Here is a 17,934-nt window from a genome sequence, read left to right as displayed (position 1 = left end):
GCGCCCGCCCCGGCACCCCGGCCGGCCGCCGCGCCCGAGCCGCCGCCCGTCTCCCCGGAGGACGACGTCCCGGAGGACGACGACCCGGATCTCGACGAGTCGGCGCTCTCCGGCCACGAGCTGATCGTGCGGGAGCTGGGGGCGACGGTGGTGGAGGAGTTCTCCAACGAGTGAGGGGCGCCGTGGCACGGGGACGGCCCGCCTTGGAGGAAAGTCCAACAAACCCGGCGCCCGGCCTTCGGCGACCTTGCCATTAGGCTGACCCTCGTGAAGGTCCTCGTCATCGGCAGCGGCGCCCGCGAACACGCCCTGTGCCGCTCCCTGTCCCTCGACCCCGACGTCACCGCGCTGCACTGCGCCCCCGGCAACGCCGGCATCGCCGAGGTCGCCGAGCTGCACCAGGTCGACGCGCTCGACGGCGCCGCGGTGGCCGCGCTGGCCACCGGGCTCGGTGCCGAACTGGTCGTCGTCGGCCCGGAGGCCCCGCTGGTCGCCGGCGTCGCCGACGCCGTCCGCGCGGCGGGCATCCCGGTCTTCGGCCCCTCGGGGGAGGCCGCGCAGCTGGAGGGGTCCAAGGCCTTCGCCAAGGACGTCATGGCGGCGGCCGGCGTGCCGACCGCCCGCTCCTACGTCTGCACCACCGCCGAGGAGGTCGCCGAGGCCCTGGACGCCTTCGGCGCCCCCTACGTCGTCAAGGACGACGGTCTCGCCGCCGGCAAGGGCGTCGTCGTCACCTCCGACATCGAGGCCGCGAGGGCGCACGCCGCCGGATGCGACCGCGTGGTGATCGAGGAGTTCCTCGACGGCCCCGAGGTGTCCCTGTTCGCCGTCACCGACGGCGAGACGGTCGTCCCGCTCCAGCCCGCCCAGGACTTCAAGCGCGCCCTGGACGGCGACGAGGGCCCGAACACGGGTGGCATGGGCGCCTACTCGCCGCTGCCGTGGGCCGACCCCAAGCTGGTCGACGAGGTGCTGGAGACGGTGCTCCAGCCGACCGTGGACGAGATGCGCCGGCGGGGCACGCCGTTCTCCGGCCTGCTCTACGCCGGCCTCGCGATCACCTCGCGCGGGGTCCGGGTCATCGAGTTCAACGCCCGCTTCGGCGACCCGGAGACCCAGGTCGTGCTGGCCCGGCTGCGGACCCCGCTGGCCGGTGTCCTGATGGCCGCCGCCACCGGCAACCTCGCCGACCTCCCGCCGCTGCGCTGGAGCGAGGACGCGGCCGTCACCGTCGTCGTCGCCTCGCACAACTACCCGGGCACCCCGCGCACCGGGGACCCGATCACCGGCCTGGACGAGGTGGCCGCCGAGGACGCCCCGCACGCGTACGTGCTGCACGCCGGTACGAAGCGGGACGGCGACGCGGTCGTCAGCGCGGGCGGACGCGTGCTGTCCGTCACGGCCACCGGCAAGGACCTGACCGAGGCGCGGGAGCGGGCGTACCGGGCGGTGGGCCGGATCCGGCTCGACGGCTCGCAGCACCGCACCGACATCGCGGCGAAGGCGGCACGGGCGGCGCAGCCGCAGGCGTGACCAGGGCCGGTACGGCTCCCTCCCAGGTGCCGTACCGGCTCCCGCACCGCCCCTCTCACCCCCTCAGGCCCCGGAGACGATCCGGGGCCTGATCTTTGCTGTCTGTCACCCAGCTCTGACCAAAGCCATTCCATCGAGTGAGCAATCGCCCATATGGCTGACGGGGGCCGGGGCCCCAACTAGGGTGCCGCGCATGCGTTCCGGCACTTGGCCCACCGGCATTGCGATGTCAGTGGCGGGTGCCACAGTGGGGGAGTGAGCAAGACCAGGGCAGCACGCGATCGCCAGGGAGGGGGCGAGATCGGCACGTGACCGGAATCGGTGTGGAGGCGGGCGCGCAGGCCGCGCGCTCCCGGGCCCTCGCCGTCCTGCGGGTCCGGGGCCGGGCGCTGGCCGTGGCCCTCCTGCCCGCGGGCGCCGAGGTGATCCTGCTGACCGGTGCCTCCACCGGCCACCTCGTCGGCCCGGGCTGGGACGCCGCCCGGTGGGCCGTCGGCGTGCTCGCGGTGCTGGTGCTGCTCGCCGCGGCCGGTATCGCGGTGGTCGTGGCCCGGGCCCGTCCCGCCATGAGTCCCACGGTGCCGATCCCGGAGGGGTCCGCCCCGGACCTGTACCGGATGGTGCGCGACCTCGCCGACCGCCTGGACGTGCCGGTGCCCTCGGCCATAGCGCTCACGCCGGACTGCGACAGCTGGCTGGAGGACCGGGCCCATTCGGCCCACGGGCCGCCCCCGCGTCCGGCGCCCGACGAGATAGCGGACCCCGGCCGCCGCCGGACCCCGGCCGCGCCGGTCCTCGTCATCGGCTCCCCGTTCCTGTGGTGGATGCGGGTCGGCGAACTCCGCGCGGTCCTCGCCCCGGTCATCGCCGGTACGGGCCCCTCGGCGCACCCCGACATAGCCGCCGCCCGGCGCTTTGTGCGCGGTCTGGACGCGGCCGTGGCCGTCGCCTCGACCGGGGGCCGCGGCCCGCTGACCCGCGGGGCGTGCGCCGCCCTCGGCTGGGTGGCCCGTCTGCTGCTGCGCGGCTGCCGGGAGCACGCGACCCAGATGGAGCGCGGGGTGGCGGCGGCGGCGGCCGAGCGCGCCCAGGCGGTGGACTACGGCCTGCGGATCGTCGCCCAGGAGCAGGTCGGGCTCGCGTACGCCGGCTGGGACCGGCTGCTGACGAGAGTGGCGCTGCCGGCCTGGCGCATGGGGCGGTGGCCGTCCCGGCTGGACGCGGGGGTGGTGGCGGCGCTCACCGAGCTGTCCCGCCGGGACCGGCTCGCCGAGGGCTTCGCCTCCCGGCTCGGCGAGCGGCCCGCGTGCGACCTCCTGGAGGAGCCCGGCGCGGTCGACGAGGCCGCCTCCCTGCTCGCCGCCCGGCTCTTCCACGGCGGTCCGGCCGAGTCCGGCCCCGCCTGGGCGCCGGTGGACTGGCAGGCGTACCCGGAGGAGGTCGTGGACCGCACCTGGCGCGCCGACGCGGCCCGCCTGCACCGCGTCCTCGACACCCTGGGCGTCCGCCCCTCCCTCGACCCCCGCACCCCCGACCCCGGCGGCCCCACCCTGGCCCGCGTCCTGGACCACCTCACGGCAACCGCCGACGGAGCCGACGGAGCCGACGGAGCCGCCTCTGCCTCCGAGGCCGAAGCCGAAGCCGGGGCCGGGGCCGACGAGCCTGGCACCGCCCCCGGTACGACAGGCACCCCCGCCCCCGGCCCCTCTGCCGCCGTAGCCGACGGACCCGTTACCGATGCGACGGGCACGTCCGCCGCAGGCGCTCACGCTCCCGGAGCCGGTGCTGCCGGTGCATCCGGTGCTCCCGCCCCCGCCGATGCCCCCGCCGATGCCTCCGCCGTCGACGATGCCCTCGTCGCCGGGGAACCCGTGCCGCAGCCGCAGCTCCCCTTCGGGGAGGAAGAAGACCCCACCACCGAGCGCAGTGCCGCTCTCGCCGCCCGGCTCAGTGCCGAGCTGGCCCGCGAGGAGGCCACCGGAGCCGACGGGAGCGGCGCGGGCCGGCGTCCCGAGAGCGCCCCGTGGGACGACTTCGCCTGCGGACTGCCCCTCTTCCCGCTGCAGCCCCAGCGCACCGCCCGCGAGCTGCTCGCCGACCACGTCACGGCGATGGTGTGCTGCGCGGCCGTGGACACCGCCGGTGCCGTCCCCGCCCTGGACTGGCTGGACGGCCCGTCCCTGCTGCTGGGCGGTGAGCGCGCCGCCGACCTGGGGCCCAAGGTCCTCACGCTGATCGAGGAGGGAGACCCGGGCCCGCTGCGCGACTGGCTGGCCGCGTCCGGCATACGCCCCGAGAAGCCCGTACGCCTCGTCTGACCCGGCAGCCCGCCCCACTCGTTCCGGCATCCCGCGCCGCACGCCCGTACCGGAAAAGTGACTTCCAGTTCAGGTCAATTCGCAACGAGTAGTGACCGTCCCCGTGCGTTATGTGATGTGCTGGGACCGACCACGCCTTTGGCAAAGGCACGCGACATACGACAGCACGGCCGAGCACACAGGGCACACCGAGCACAGCGAGAACAGCGAGCACCACCGAGACAGGCACGGGGGCCTGAGGGAGGGGAGCGACCATGGCCTCGGACCACATCCGCCGCTGGGAGTCCGGAGCACTCGCGCATGCCGTCACGGACCCCTTCGGTCAGGGCCCGGTGCCCTGGCTGCGCGGCAGTGAGACGTACTTCGACGACACCGGCCACGTCGTGCCCTGGTACGTCGACCCCAGCCCGCAGCAGCTCACCGGCGGCGACCGCGCCCGCGTCCCGGCGCCCCGCACGGCCGGGTCCGGCCCCCGCTCCGCCGACGACGTGCACCGGCAGATCAAGGGCTTCACCTCCATCGGCGCGGTCGCGCCCGGCGAGGCGATCGACTTCCACATCACGGTCGACCCGCCGCAGCAGTTCAGCGTGGACATCTACCGCATCGGCCACTACGGCGGCGACGGCGCGTCCAAGATCACCACAAGTCCCCGCCTCTCGGGCATCGTCCAGCCCTCGCCGCTGACCGCCGACCGTACGGTCTCCTGCCACCACTGGTGGCTGTCCTGGCGCCTCCAGGTGCCCTCCCACTGGAGCATCGGCGCCTATGTGGCCGTCCTGACCACCGCCGACGGCTACCGCTCCCACGTGCCGTTCACGGTCCGCGACGACCACCCGGCCGACCTCCTGCTGCTGCTGCCGGACATCACCTGGCAGGCGTACAACCTCTACCCGGAGGACGGCCGCACCGGTGCCAGCCTCTACCACGCCTGGGACGAGAAGGGCCGGCTGCTGGGAGAGGCCGACGCCGCGACCACCGTCTCCTTCGACCGTCCGTACGCCGGCGCGGGCCTGCCCCTGCACGTGGGCCACGCCTACGACTTCATCCGCTGGGCCGAGCGCTACGGCTACGACCTCGCCTACGCCGAGGCCCGCGACCTGCACGCCGGCCGGATCGACCCCACCCGCTACCGGGGGCTGGTCTTCCCGGGGCACGACGAGTACTGGTCGGTGCCGATGCGCCGGGCCGTGGAGGACGCCCGCGACCGTGGCACCTCGCTGGTCTTCCTGTCCGCCAACACCATGTACTGGCAGGTGGAGCTGGGCCCGTCCCCGTCGGGCGTCCCGGACCGGCTGCTGACCTGCCGCAAGCGCAAAGGCCCTGGCCGGCCGGCGCTGTGGCGGGAGATCGACCGGCCCGAGCAGCAGCTGGTCGGCATCCAGTACGCGGGCCGGGTCCCCGAGCCGCACCCGCTGATCGTCCGCAACGCCGGCCACTGGCTGTGGGAGGCGACCGGCGCGCACGAGGGCGACGAGATCGCGGGCCTGGTCGCCGGCGAGGCGGACCGTTACTTCCCGCGCACCCCACTGCCCGAGCACGACGAGCGCATCCTGCTGGCGCACTCCCCCTACACCGACAACGACGGCGTCCTGCGCCACCAGGAGACGTCGCTCTACCGCGCCCCCTCCGGCGCCTGGGTGTTCGCCTCCGGCACCTTCGCCTGGTCGCCGGCCCTGGACCGCCCGGGCCACGTGGACACCCGCATCCAGCGCGCCACCGCGAATCTGCTGGACCGCATCTGCAAACGCGACTGACATCACGCGGCCCCTCCCCGGCGCCCGGACCCACACCCCCGGGCGCGCCCTATCACCCCCATACGGGAGAATCGAGGCATTGGACAGAACCACGGGGAGGAACCGTGTCCGGATTCGTAGAAAAGCCCGAGCCGATCGAGGTTCCGGGCCTGGTGCACCTGCACACCGGGAAGGTGCGCGATCTGTACCAGAACGAGGCGGGCGACCTCGTGATGGTCGCCAGCGACCGCATGTCCGCCTACGACTGGGTGCTGCCCACACAGATCCCCGACAAGGGCCGCGTCCTCACCCAGCTCTCCCTGTGGTGGTTCGACCAGCTCCGCGACCTCGCCAGGAACCACGTCATCAGCACCGAGGTGCCCGAGGGCGCCCCTGCCGACTGGGCGGGCCGCACGCTGGTCTGCAAGTCCCTGAAGATGGTCCCGGTGGAGTGCGTGGCGCGTGGCTACCTCACCGGCTCCGGCCTCGCCGAGTACCAGGAGTCCCGCACGGTCTGCGGCCTCGCCCTCCCCGAAGGCCTCGTGGACGGCTCCGAACTCCCCGCCCCGATCTTCACCCCGGCCACCAAGGCGGAGGTCGGCGAGCACGACGAGAACGTCTCCTACGAGGAGGTGGCCCGCCAGGTCGGCGCGGAGACCGCCGCCCAGCTGCGCCAGGCCACGCTCGCGGTGTACTCGCGCGCCCGGGACATCGCCCGGGACCGGGGGATCATCCTGGCCGACACCAAGTTCGAGTTCGGCTTCGACGGCGACACCCTCGTCCTCGCCGACGAGGTCCTCACCCCGGACTCCTCCCGCTTCTGGCCCGCCGACCAGTGGCAGCCGGGCCGCGCCCAGCCGTCGTACGACAAGCAGTACGTGCGGGACTGGCTGACCTCGCCGGAGTCCGGCTGGGACCGCAGGAGCGAGCAGCCGCCGCCGGCGCTGCCGGAGCAGGTCGTGGCGGCGACCCGGCAGAAGTACGTGGAGGCGTACGAGCGGCTGACGGGCACCAGCTGGTCGTAGGGGCATGAAAAAGACCCCGGTCCAGTGGACCGGGGTCTCATCCCGAGCGGACGACGAGGCTCGAACTCGCGACCTCAACCTTGGCAAGGTTGCGCTCTACCAACTGAGCTACGTCCGCGTTGCGCCGTGGCGCGAGAGCAACTATACCCAACCTCGCTCGCGTGCGAGACGCACTGCCGCATGACGGTTCCCGGCACCGAGCTTCGTGACCGCCGAGGAGAGGTAGTTCCGCACGGTCCCCGGGGACAGCGCGGCCCGCTCGGCGATCTCCGCGACCGGCGCCCCGTCGGCGGCCAGCTCCAGCACCTCGGCCTCCCGCGCGGTCAGCGGGGAGTCCCCGGCGGAGATCGCGTCGGCGGCCAACTCGGGGTCGACGTAACGGTTTCCGGCGTGCACGGTGCGGATGATCTCGGCGAGCCGCTGGGCGCTGACGGTCTTCGGGACGAACCCGCGCACACCGGCCGCGAGCGCCCGTTTCAGATGCCCGGGCCGCCCGTGCCCGGTGACGATCAGGACCTGGCAGCCGGGCAGCTCGGCACGCAGGGATGTGGCGACCTTCACACCGTCGGCGCCCGGCATCTGGAGGTCCAGCACGGCGACGTCGGGCTGGTGCGCCCGGGCCATCGCCAGCGCCTCGGGCCCGCTCGCCGCCTCCGCGACGACCAGCAGATCGTCCTCCAGGGAGAGCAGGGCGGCCAACGCCCCCCGGATCAGATGCTCGTCGTCGGCGAGCAACAGCCGTACCGTGCCGCTCATGAGGTGACTCCTCTCCCATGGGTCACGGACTCCGCCGTGCTCAGCGGCACTTGCGCCACCAAGCGGAACCGGTCCCGCTCGGCGCCGACGAGTCCGGCCTCCAACGTCCCGCCCACGGCGGCCAGCCGTTCCCGCAGCCCGGCCAGTCCCGATCCGCCGCCATCGCCGGCCGCCGCGGCGCCGTCGTTCTCCACGGTCAGCACCGCACGCCTCTCTCGTACCGCGAGCGCCAGCGCACACCGGCCCGCGTCCCCGTGCCGCAGCACGTTGGTGGTGGCCTCGCGCACCACCCAGCCGAGCGCGGACTGCACCTCGGCGGGCAGTCCGCCGGTCTCCGCGCGGACCTCGCAGTCGATCCCGGCCGCCGTCAGCACGCCCTGCGCACCGGCGAGTTCCACCCCGAGGTCGGCCTCGCGGTAGCCGCGTACGACGGCCCGCACCTCCCGCTGGGACTCCTGCGCGACGCGCTGCACCTCGATCATCTGCTCCACGGCCTCCGGCCGCCCCCGCCGGGCCAGTTGCACGGCCAGTTCGCTCTTGAGGGAGATCACGGACAGGTTCCGCCCCAGCACGTCGTGCAGGTCGCGTCCGAAGCGCAGCCGTTCCTCCGCGACGGCGAGCCGGGCCTCCACCTCACGGGCGCGTTCCGCCTCCCACAGCACGGCCAGCGTCCAGGCGCCGCAGCGGCAGGCGAGCAGCGCGAAGACCGTCTGGAAGGCGACCATCAGGAAGGTCGCGAGCAGACCGACGGTGTCGTGGTCGGCGAGCCACACGGCCCCCGTGAGCACGGCCGCGATGATCGCCGACCGGCGCAGGAACACCCGTACCGGGACCGTGAGTCCGTACAGGAGCCCGAACGGCAGCAGGGAGGCTCCGATGGCCGGCCGGACCGTCATCGGGCCGGCCGCGTCGAGCGCCGAGAGGGCCACGGTCAGCGCCAGGGCCAGGGTCACGAGGACGGCCGGAACGCGGTGGGCGTCGGCCGCGAGCCGGGCGCGCCCCAGGTAGTGGTCGAGCGCGGGCCCGGTGAGCCGGTTCGAGACCACGCACTGCGAGGCGGCCACGAGGACGAGCAGGACGCCGAGGACGACCGCCAGGGGCCGTTTGCCGAGCCCGCCGACGAGGGGCAGCAGCAGCCAGCCGAGCGAGAAGAACCAGGTCGTGACGTACCAGGTGACGACCGTGTACAGCTCGACCCGTTCCGCCTTGCTGCGCTCCCTCCAGTGCCGCTGCTGCCACCGCCGTATCCGCCCCACCACGTGCGCCCCCTCCCTCAGCGCCGTGGCTCCCACCGGAACCACCGCCGTACAGCAAACACCGCCAGCACGGTCCAGACCAGCGCGGTCGCCAGCGTGCCGAGCGTCTCGCAGGCGCTCGACCCGCCGGTCCAGCCCGCCCGGACGAGACGGATCGCGGGGGACAGCGGAAGCAGCTCGCAGACGGAGGCGAGCTTGTCCGGCATGACGTCGGTGGGGAACATGATCCCGGAGCCGGTCATCGACACGAACACCAGGGGCAACGCGGTGACCTGGCCGCTCTCCACGGTCCGCGTGAAGGACGCGGTGAGGGCGGCGAGCGCGGCGGCCAGCACCAGTCCGGCCGCCAGCCCCAGCAGGGTCAGATACGGCGCCCTGGGCGCCCCGGCGTCCAGCAGGACCGCGCAGCCGGCGCACAGCAGCACCGCCTGCGCGAGGCCGAGGCCCAGGGCGGGCAGGGCGGTGCCGGTGAGGATCTCGGGGTCGGTGAGTTCGCCGGTGCGCAGCCGTTTGAGGACGAGTTCCTCGCGGCGGGCGACGTAGGCGTTGACGAGCGAGGTGTACACGGCGAAGAGGAGGGAGAAGCCGATCGCGGCCGTGAGCATGGCCGCGCCGATGCTGATGCCCTGCTTCTCCAGGTCCAGTTGGTCGAGGGCCGGGCGCACGCTGAACGGCAGCGCGAGCGGCACCACGAGCGCGGTGAAGACGACCCCGCGGTTGCGGCCGAGGAGGGCCAGTTCGGCCCGCGCCAGCGCCCGCAGCCGCCGTACCGAGGGCGCGAGGGTGTTCCGTGCGACGCCGTTCATGCCGCGGCCTGCTCTTCCCGGGCGATTCCGAGGAACGCCTCCTCCAGCGAGGCCGAACGCACGTCCAGGCCGCGCAGTTCGACACCGGCCCGCTCGGCCCAGACGAGGACGGCGGTGGCGGTCCGCTGGAGTGCGCGGGTGCGCAGCCGTACGGTCCGGCCGTCGCACTCGTGCCCGCAGACGCCGAGGTCCGCCAGGGGCGGCAGGTCGCCGGGGAAGTAGCCGTCGGGCAGTTCGAAGGACATCCGGGAGGGGCGGCCGGCGGTGACCTCGGTCGGGGTGCCGGAGGCGGCGATGCGGCCCTCGTGCAGGATGGCGAGCCGGTCGGCGAGGCCCTCGGCCTCCTCCAGGTAGTGCGTGGTGAGCAGCACGGTGGTGCCGGCGTCCCGCAGCCGGCGCACCAGCGCCCAGGTGTCCCGGCGGCCCCCGGCGTCCAGCCCGGTCGTCGGCTCGTCGAGGAAGAGCACCTCGGGGTCGCCGAGCAGGGCGAGCGCCAGGTCGAGGCGCCGTCGTTCGCCGCCGGACAGCTGCTTGACCCGTACGCCCCGCTTGCCCGCGAGTCCGACCAGGTCCAGCACGTCCGCTTCCGGCCGGGCGCCGGTCGTGCAGCCCGCCCACATCCGCGCGGTCTCGGCGACGGTCAGCTCGGCCGGGAATCCGCCCTCCTGGAGCATGACGCCGGTGCGGGGGCGTACGGCGGCCCGCTCGCGGTGGGGGTCGTGGCCGAGTACCCGGACCCGGCCGCCGGCCGGCGCGGCGAGCCCTTCCAGCAGTTCGACCGTGGAGGTCTTCCCGGCTCCGTTGGTGCCCAGCAGGGCGAAGATCTCCCCGCGCGCCACGGAGAAGCTGATTCCGCGCACGGCCTCGAACCCGCCCCCGTAGACACGCCTGAGGTCGGTGACCTCGATCACGTGCTCGTGTCCGTTGATGTCCATGACACCAGCGTCCCGGCGGGGTGCCCCGGCCGGCAGTGCGCGGTGTCACCGCTCGGCATGACAAATGTCAGGGTGCCTCGCCGGACGAACGAAAAGACCCCGGTCCGGTGGACCGGGGTCTCATTCCCGAGCGGACGACGAGGCTCGAACTCGCGACCTCAACCTTGGCAAGGTTGCGCTCTACCAACTGAGCTACGTCCGCACTGCTCCCGATCGGCTCCCACCGATCGGTGCGAACACCAGCCTACCTGATCCACAAGCGTGGTCGTGTCGGCGGTGCAGAGCGGGTGACAGGAATCGCACACTGCGCCTTCCCCCTGGAAGGGGGATGTTCTACTACTGAACTACACCCGCACGGTCCTCGGGATCCGGCCTGTCGGCCTCGCCCCTCGGCGTGTCCCAGACATTAGCTGATCAGCAGGGGGGTAGCGCAAGTCGGTTCCCCCCAAGGCCCCGTATGCCCCAAGTGCACGGCCCCCAGGGCCCTCTGACGGGCCCTGAGGACTCGCCCCTTCGCGGGCTTACTGCGCGGCGCTGAACGCCTCGTAGACCTTCTTCGGGATGCGTCCACGGGCGGGGACGTCCATCTTGTTGGCCTGCGCCCAGGCGCGGACGGCCGCCGGGTCGGGGGCGACCTCCGTCTGCTTGTACGCCTTGCCGGACCGCGACCGCTTGCGGCCGGCCTCGACGTAGGGCGCGAGCGCCTTGCGGAGTTTCTCGGCGTTGCTTTCGTTCAGGTCGATCTCGTACGACTTGCCGTCGAGTCCGAAGGCGATCGTCTCCGCCGCTTCCGAGCCGTCGATGTCGTCAAAGAGAGTGACCACGACCTTTTGCGCCACGAATATCGGTCCCTTCGTGCAACACGTCGTTACAGCTCAGCGCCGACGACGTGCCGAGTATCGGCTATTGCCAATTCATTTGTACAGTGCCCGGCAATGCAAAGTGAAGCCCGACTAAATCCGTCCGCGTGTCCGGGCGCAATAGGTGTGGCGGACGGACTGTGGAACTTTCCCAGAACTTTTCGCGGGCGTGTGGCTTCGACACCCGATCGTGATGCGCCTCACGTACTTTCCTCCAACTCTACCCGCGTAGAAATTTTGTGCGGGTAGTCTGAAGGAACCTGCTCAGCACCACACACCGGGAGTGCCAGTGGCACGCGTCGTAGTCGACGTCATGCTCAAGCCGGAGATCCTCGACCCCCAGGGCCAGGCGGTCCAGCGTGCGCTGCCGCGCCTGGGTTTCGAAGGGATCTCGGACGTCCGTCAGGGAAAGCGTTTCGAACTGGAAGTCGACGGGCCGGTCGACGAGGCCGCGCTCGCCCGCATCCGTGATCTCGCGGAATCCTTCCTCGCCAACACCGTGATCGAGGACTTCACGGTCCGGGTCGATGAAGTGGCGGAGGCGGCGAAGTGACCGCTCGTATTGGCGTCGTCACTTTCCCGGGCAGCCTGGACGACCGGGACACCCAGCGCGCGATCCGTATCGCCGGGGCGGAACCGGTCGCCCTCTGGCACAAGGACAAGGACCTCAAGCAGGTCGACGCCGTCGTGCTGTGCGGTGGTTTCTCCTACGGCGACTACCTGCGGGCCGGTGCCATCGCCCGCTTCTCGCCGGTGATGGAGCCGCTCGTCGAGCAGGCGAAGGCCGGGCTGCCGGTCCTCGGCATCTGCAACGGCTTCCAGATCCTCACCGAGGCCCACCTGCTCCCGGGCGCGATGCTCGGCAACGACCACCTCCACTTCATCTGCCGCGACCAGAAGCTGCGGGTGGAGAACGCGGAGACCTCCTGGACCAGCGACTACCGCGCCGGCCAGGAGATCCACATCCCGCTGAAGAACATGGACGGCCGGTACGTCGCCGACGCGTACACGCTCGACAAGCTGGAGGCGGAGGGCCGCGTCGCCTTCCGCTACCTGGACTTCAACCCGAACGGCTCGCTGCGGGACATCGCCGGCATCACCAACGAGGCCGGGAACGTCGTCGGCCTCATGCCGCACCCCGAGCACGCCGTCGAGCCGCTGATCGGTACGGGCCGTACCGACGGGCTCCCGTTCTTCACCTCGATCCTCAAGAAGCTGGTCAACGCATGAGCCGGACGCCTCTGGACACGGTCGAGCACGCGGCCGCGACCCCCGACGTCGAGCTGCCCTGGGCCGAACTCGGCCTGAAGAAGGACGAGTACGAGCGGGTGGTGGAGATCCTCGGCCGCCGCCCGACCGGCGCCGAGCTCGCCATGTACTCGGTCATGTGGTCCGAGCACTGCTCGTACAAGTCCTCCAAGGTCCACCTGCGCCAGTTCGGCGAGAAGGCGCCGCAGAGCGACGCGCTGCTCGTCGGCATCGGCGAGAACGCCGGTGTGGTGGACGTCGGCCAGGGCTACGCGGTCACCTTCAAGGTCGAGTCGCACAACCACCCGTCGTACGTCGAGCCCTACCAGGGCGCGGCCACGGGGGTCGGCGGCATCGTCCGCGACATCATCGCGATGGGCGCCCGGCCGGTGGCGGTCGTGGACCCGCTGCGCTTCGGCGCGGCCGACCACCCCGACACCAAGCGCGTCCTGCCGGGCGTGGTCGCGGGCATCGGCGGCTACGGCAACTGCCTGGGCCTGCCCAACATCGGCGGCGAGGTCGTCTTCGACGCCTGCTACCAGGGCAACCCGCTGGTCAACGCCGGTGCCATCGGTGTGATGCGGCACGAGGACATCCACCTCGCGAAGGCCTCCGGCGCGGGCAACAAGGTCATCCTGTACGGCGCCCGGACCGGCGGCGACGGCATCGGCGGCGCGTCGATCCTGGCGAGCGAGACCTTCGACGACGCCAAGCCCTCGAAGCGGCCCGCCGTGCAGGTCGGTGACCCCTTCCAGGAGAAGCTGCTCATCGAGTGCACCCTGGAGGCGTTCAAGGAGAAGCTCGTCGTCGGCATCCAGGACCTCGGCGCGGCCGGTCTGTCCTGCGCCACCTCCGAGCTGGCCTCCAACGGCTCCGGCGGCATGCGCGTCACCCTGGACGACGTACCCCTGCGCGACTCGACGCTCTCGCCCGAGGAGATCCTCATGAGCGAGTCGCAGGAGCGCATGTGCGCCGTCGTGGAGCCGGACAAGGTCGACCGCTTCCTGGAGATCTGCGAGAAGTGGGACGTCATCGCCACCGTCATCGGTGAGGTCACCGACGGCGACCGGCTGGAGATCTTCTGGCACGGCGAGAAGATCGTCGACGTCAACCCGCGCACGGTCGCGCACGAGGGGCCGGTCTACGAGCGCCCCTACGCGCGCCCCGACTGGCAGGACGCCCTCCAGGCCGACGACGCGAACAAGCTGCCCCGCCCCGAGACGGGCGAGGAGCTGAAGGCCCAGGTGCTGAAGCTGGTCGGCTCGCCGAACCAGGCCTCCAAGAAGTGGATCACGTCCCAGTACGACCACTTCGTGCAGGGCAACACCGTCCTCGCCCAGCCGGAGGACTCCGGCATGATCCGCGTGGACGAGGAGACCGGTCTCGGCGTCGCCATCGCGACGGACGGCAACGGCCGCTACGCCAAGCTCGACCCGTACACCGGCGCCCAGCTGGCCCTGGCCGAGGCCTACCGGAACGTGGCGACCACCGGCGCCAAGCCGCTGGCCGTCTCCGACTGCCTGAACTTCGGCTCGCCCGAGGACCCGGCGGTCATGTGGCAGTTCGCGGAGGCGGTGCGCGGACTCGCGGACGCCTGCCAGCAGCTCGGCACCCCGGTGACCGGCGGCAACGTCTCGCTCTACAACCAGACCGGCGAGGCCGCCATCCACCCGACCCCGGTGGTCGCGGTCCTCGGCGTCATCGACGACGTGGCCCGCCGCACCCCGGTCGCCTTCCAGGAGGAGGGCCAGCTGATCTACCTCCTCGGCGACACCCGGGAGGAGTTCGGCGGCTCGGCCTGGTCCCAGGTCATCCACGACCACCTGGGCGGCCTGCCCCCGCAGGTGGACCTGGAGCGCGAGCGGCTGCTGGCCGAGATCCTGATCTCCGCCTCCCGCGACGGCATGATCGACTCCGCGCACGACCTGTCCGACGGCGGTCTGGTGCAGGCCGTGGTGGAGTCCGCGCTGCTCGGCGGCAAGGGCGCGCGTCTGGTCGTCCCCGACGGCCTGGACGCCTTCACCTTCCTGTTCTCCGAGTCGGCCGGCCGCGCGATCGTCGCCGTGCCGCGCTCGGAGGAGGTCCGCTTCAACGACATGTGCGGTGCGCGCGGCCTGCCGGCCACCCGCATCGGTGTCGTCGACGGTGACACGGTGGAGGTCCAGGGCGAGTTCACCCTCTCCCTCGCCGAGCTGCGCGAGGCCCACGAGGGCACGATCCCGGCGCTGCTGGCGTAGCGGAGCCCGATCGGGCCGTACGACGACGCCCCCGTCCGGACGCGGTCCGGGCGGGGGCGGTCCGTCCGACGGCGGAGCCCGCCCAGACCGGCAGCGGCTTGCGGAACTCCGCTGAAACCCCGCCCCGGCAGGCATAAGGTCGCTCTCATGCCACCGGCCAAGAAGCGTCCCCGCAGCTACGACCCCGCCAAGACCCGAGCCGCGGTCCTCGCCCAGCTCGGCAGCGTACGGCAGGCCCTGCGCGGCCTCGAACCCCAGCAGCTGGACCTGCCCACCGGGCTCGGCTCCTGGACCGTACGGGACCTGATCGCGCACATCGGCATGGCGGTCACCGCCGTCCACCGGGCCCTGGAGCGGCCCGCCCCGCCCCGGCAGACCGTCACCGTGGCCGAGTGGCCGTTCTCCACCGGGTCGCGCGCCGGTGCCATCGCCGACTACACCCGGGGTCTCACCGCCGCCCACCCGGACCTCGGCGCCTACCTCGCCGACATCGACCGGAGCCTGCGCGCCCTCCTGGACGAGCACCCCGGCAGCCGGCTGCTGGACACCAGCGCGGGTGCCATCCCACTGGACGACTACCTCGTCACCCGCGCCCTCGAACTCGTCGTCCACACCGACGACCTGAACGCCGCCGTCCCCGGCCTCGAGGTGCTGTACGACCGGCAGGCCCTGGCCGCCACCACCCGGCTGCTCGCCGACGCCCTCGCCGTGAAGGCTCCCGGCGGCTCCACCGAGGTGCGGGTGCCGCCGTACGCGGTCGTCCAGTGCGTCGAGGGTCCCCGGCACACCCGCGGCACGCCGCCCAACGTCGTGGAGACCGACCCGCTGACCTGGATCCGGCTCGCCACCGGCCGTACGGCCTGGGCGGACGCGCTGGCCGCCGCCCGGGTCAGCGCGAGCGGGGAGCGGGCGGACATCGGCGGGCTGCTGCCCGTCATGTCCTAGCCGGAACCCCGGCTGGTCATGTCCTGGCCGGAACCCGGGCGGGCCGGAACCCGGGCCCGTCCGCGTACGTCGAATCAGCATGAACCGGTACAAGCGACGCGTGACCCTGGCCGTGGCCGCCGTGCTTCTGCCGTGCACGGTGGCCTGCGGGAGCGGGAAGGCGGACAGTGGAGCGGTGAGCGTCCAGCAGCCGGTGACCGGGATCGACTGGCGGGTCGACGGCATCACCGTCGGCACCACCACCCGGCACGCGCCCGCCACCGCCCGCCTCCGCATCGACGAGGACGGCAAGGCGGCCGGAAACCTGGGCTGCAACCACTTCAGCGCCCGCGCCACCGTACGCGGGGACCGCATCACCCTCGGGGACCTGCGCACCACCAGGATGGCCTGCGGTGAGGAGCGCATGGACTTCGAACGCGCCCTCGCGCGCATCCTCACCACCGGCACGCTCACCGCCAAGGCCGACGCCGCGAAGGCGACGCTCACCGACGGCGACGGCGACCGCGTCCACCTCAGCCGGAGCACCCCGGGATGATGTGCGACACCTCACTCACGAATACGGCGAAGATGCCCGTGACCGGCCCGTACGGCACGCCCAAACCCCCCGCCGGCCGCTGACGCGCCGCTCTGACCAGGGAAAACGCGGAATCCGCCAAGGTGATCCAGACCGCCCGGCCCGTTACGGGCGCGCATCCCCAATTCGGACCAGTGGTCGACCTCGCCTACACTCGGTTGCGTGCCACGTGGTGACGGTCGACTCAATCACGATCTGCTTCCCGGCGAGAAGGGCCCCCAGGACGCTTGCGGCGTCTTCGGCGTCTGGGCTCCGGGTGAAGAGGTCGCAAAGCTCACGTACTTCGGGCTCTACGCCCTCCAGCACCGGGGTCAGGAATCCGCGGGAATCGCGGTCAGCAACGGCTCCCAGATCCTCGTCTTCAAGGACATGGGCCTGGTCTCCCAGGTCTTCGACGAGACCTCGCTCGGTTCGCTCCAGGGTCACATCGCGGTCGGACACGCCCGCTACTCGACCACCGGTGCCTCCGTGTGGGAGAACGCCCAGCCGACGTTCCGCGCCACCGCGCACGGTTCGATCGCGCTCGGCCACAACGGCAACCTGGTCAACACGGCGCAGCTCGCCGAGATGGTCGCCGACCTGCCCAACGACAACAACAGCCGTTCGACCCGGGTCGCGGCCACCAACGACACCGACCTGCTGACGGCCCTGCTGGCCGCCCAGGTCGACGAGGACGGCAAGCCGCTGACCATCGAGCAGGCCGCGCACGCGGTGCTCCCGCGGGTCAAGGGCGCCTTCTCCCTCGTCTTCATGGACGAGCACACGCTCTACGCCGCCCGCGACCCGCAGGGCATCCGCCCCCTGGTCCTCGGCCGGCTGGAGCGCGGCTGGGTGGTCGCCTCCGAGACCGCCGCGCTGGACATCACCGGCGCCAGCTTCGTCCGGGAGATCGAGCCGGGCGAGTTCGTCGCCATCGACGAGAACGGCCTGCGCAGCTCCCGATTCGCGGAAGCGAAGCCCAAGGGCTGTGTCTTCGAGTACGTGTACCTGGCCCGCCCGGACACCGACATCGCCGGCCGGAACGTCTACCTCTCCCGCGTGGAGATGGGCCGCCGACTGGCCAAGGAAGCCCCCGTCGAGGCCGATCTGGTCATAGCGACCCCGGAGTCCGGCACCCCGGCCGCCATCGGCTACGCGGAGGCCTCCGGCATCCCCTTCGGCGCGGGCCTGGTGAAGAACGCCTACGTCGGCCGCACGTTCATCCAGCCCTCGCAGACCATCCGCCAGCTGGGCATCCGGCTGAAGCTGAACCCGCTGAAGGAAGTCATCAAGGGCAAGCGCCTGGTCGTCGTCGACGACTCGATCGTGCGCGGCAACACCCAGCGGGCCCTGGTCCGCATGCTCCGCGAGGCGGGCGCCGCCGAGGTCCACATCCGGATCTCCTCCCCGCCCGTGAAGTGGCCCTGCTTCTTCGGCATCGACTTCGCCACGCGCGCGGAGCTGATCGCCAACGGCATGACCATCGAGGAGATCGGCACCTCGCTCGGCGCCGACTCGCTCGCCTACATCTCCATCGACGGCATGATCGAGGCGACCACGATCGCCAAGCCGAACCTGTGCCGCGCCTGCTTCGACGGCGAGTACCCGATGGAACTGCCGGACCCGGAGCTGCTCGGCAAGCAGCTGCTGGAGACCGAGCTGGCGGCCGGTCCGGCCGCGACCGCGGCGACCGACGCGATCCGCCGCCCGTAAGTTCTGCCGTACGACA

At 72.3% G+C, this 17,934-nt stretch carries 15 protein-coding genes and 3 tRNA genes; 10 read left to right on the top strand and 8 right to left on the bottom strand.

Going from position 1 to position 17,934, the window contains the following annotated elements:
- The first annotated feature begins 267 nt into the window (after positions 1 to 267).
- The 4 genes from purD (at position 268) to ABZV94_RS25990 (ending at position 6,609) form a co-directional block, all read left to right on the top strand.
- Positions 268 to 1,533 (top strand): phosphoribosylamine--glycine ligase, encoded by a 1,266-nt coding sequence (gene purD, locus ABZV94_RS26005; protein ID WP_356344234.1) that lies wholly within the window; start codon positions 268 to 270, stop codon positions 1,531 to 1,533.
- Between the two features lie 308 nt (positions 1,534 to 1,841).
- Positions 1,842 to 3,851: a hypothetical protein gene (locus tag ABZV94_RS26000; protein WP_356344232.1), complete on the top strand. Its 2,010-nt coding sequence runs from the start codon at positions 1,842 to 1,844 to the stop codon at positions 3,849 to 3,851.
- A 254-nt stretch (positions 3,852 to 4,105) separates the two neighbouring features.
- A complete protein-coding gene (locus ABZV94_RS25995) occupies positions 4,106 to 5,605 on the top strand; it encodes a N,N-dimethylformamidase beta subunit family domain-containing protein (RefSeq protein WP_356344230.1) in 1,500 nt (499 codons plus the stop codon).
- A 104-nt stretch (positions 5,606 to 5,709) separates the two neighbouring features.
- Complete coding sequence (locus ABZV94_RS25990; RefSeq protein WP_356344228.1) at positions 5,710 to 6,609, top strand: phosphoribosylaminoimidazolesuccinocarboxamide synthase; 900 nt, start codon at positions 5,710 to 5,712, stop codon at positions 6,607 to 6,609.
- Between the two features lie 45 nt (positions 6,610 to 6,654).
- Here ABZV94_RS25990 and ABZV94_RS25985 read toward each other — a convergent pair.
- The 8 genes from ABZV94_RS25985 to ABZV94_RS25950 form a co-directional block, all read right to left on the bottom strand.
- Positions 6,655 to 6,727 (bottom strand) — tRNA-Gly (locus ABZV94_RS25985).
- Positions 6,728 to 6,750: 23 nt separating this feature from the next.
- The gene (locus ABZV94_RS25980; protein WP_356344226.1) at positions 6,751 to 7,365 is read right to left on the bottom strand and encodes a response regulator transcription factor; all 615 of its coding nucleotides are present in this window, start codon (positions 7,363 to 7,365) and stop codon (positions 6,751 to 6,753) included.
- Positions 7,362 to 8,624 carry a histidine kinase gene (locus ABZV94_RS25975; protein ID WP_356344224.1) on the bottom strand — a complete coding sequence of 421 codons (1,263 nt, stop codon included), beginning with the start codon at positions 8,622 to 8,624 and terminating at the stop codon, positions 7,362 to 7,364. Before ABZV94_RS25975 ends, ABZV94_RS25980 begins: the two co-directional genes overlap by 4 nt.
- Positions 8,625 to 8,638: 14 nt before the next feature.
- A complete protein-coding gene (locus tag ABZV94_RS25970) occupies positions 8,639 to 9,427 on the bottom strand; it encodes an ABC transporter permease (RefSeq protein ID WP_356344222.1) in 789 nt (262 codons plus the stop codon).
- A complete protein-coding gene (locus ABZV94_RS25965; RefSeq protein WP_356344220.1) occupies positions 9,424 to 10,362 on the bottom strand; it encodes an ABC transporter ATP-binding protein in 939 nt (312 codons plus the stop codon). The genes ABZV94_RS25970 and ABZV94_RS25965 overlap by 4 nt, the downstream gene beginning before the upstream one ends.
- 129 nt (positions 10,363 to 10,491) lie before the next feature.
- A tRNA-Gly gene (locus tag ABZV94_RS25960) sits at positions 10,492 to 10,564 on the bottom strand.
- 80 nt (positions 10,565 to 10,644) lie between these two features.
- Positions 10,645 to 10,716, bottom strand: a tRNA-Gly gene (locus ABZV94_RS25955).
- Between the two features lie 167 nt (positions 10,717 to 10,883).
- On the bottom strand, positions 10,884 to 11,201 hold the full coding sequence (locus ABZV94_RS25950; protein ID WP_014673610.1) for an Lsr2 family protein: 318 nt from the start codon (positions 11,199 to 11,201) through the stop codon (positions 10,884 to 10,886).
- Positions 11,202 to 11,511: 310 nt separating this feature from the next.
- Here ABZV94_RS25950 and purS point away from each other — a divergent pair, with 310 nt between their 5' ends.
- The 6 genes from purS to purF all read left to right on the top strand — a co-directional run bounded on the left by purS (position 11,512) and on the right by purF (position 17,918).
- Positions 11,512 to 11,775 (top strand): phosphoribosylformylglycinamidine synthase subunit PurS, encoded by a 264-nt coding sequence (gene purS / locus ABZV94_RS25945; protein WP_014673609.1) that lies wholly within the window; start codon positions 11,512 to 11,514, stop codon positions 11,773 to 11,775.
- The gene (gene purQ, locus ABZV94_RS25940) at positions 11,772 to 12,452 is read left to right on the top strand and encodes a phosphoribosylformylglycinamidine synthase subunit PurQ (RefSeq protein WP_356344218.1); all 681 of its coding nucleotides are present in this window, start codon (positions 11,772 to 11,774) and stop codon (positions 12,450 to 12,452) included. Before purS ends, purQ begins: the two co-directional genes overlap by 4 nt.
- Positions 12,449 to 14,707 (top strand): phosphoribosylformylglycinamidine synthase subunit PurL, encoded by a 2,259-nt coding sequence (gene purL / locus ABZV94_RS25935; RefSeq protein WP_356344216.1) that lies wholly within the window; start codon positions 12,449 to 12,451, stop codon positions 14,705 to 14,707. Before purQ ends, purL begins: the two co-directional genes overlap by 4 nt.
- A 147-nt stretch (positions 14,708 to 14,854) precedes the next feature.
- Positions 14,855 to 15,652: a sterol carrier family protein gene (locus ABZV94_RS25930; protein WP_356344214.1), complete on the top strand. Its 798-nt coding sequence runs from the start codon at positions 14,855 to 14,857 to the stop codon at positions 15,650 to 15,652.
- 100 nt (positions 15,653 to 15,752) lie between these two features.
- Positions 15,753 to 16,187, top strand: coding sequence for an META domain-containing protein (locus tag ABZV94_RS25925; RefSeq protein WP_356344212.1), 435 nt, complete (start codon positions 15,753 to 15,755; stop codon positions 16,185 to 16,187).
- A gap of 201 nt (positions 16,188 to 16,388) precedes the next feature.
- Complete coding sequence (gene purF, locus ABZV94_RS25920) at positions 16,389 to 17,918, top strand: amidophosphoribosyltransferase (protein WP_356344210.1); 1,530 nt, start codon at positions 16,389 to 16,391, stop codon at positions 17,916 to 17,918.
- The last annotated feature ends 16 nt before the right edge of the window (positions 17,919 to 17,934 follow it).

It is taken from the genome of Streptomyces sp. NPDC004658 (assembly GCF_040609555.1).
Lineage (GTDB): Bacteria > Actinomycetota > Actinomycetes > Streptomycetales > Streptomycetaceae > Streptomyces.
This window is presented reverse-complemented; position numbering and strand designations above follow the sequence as displayed.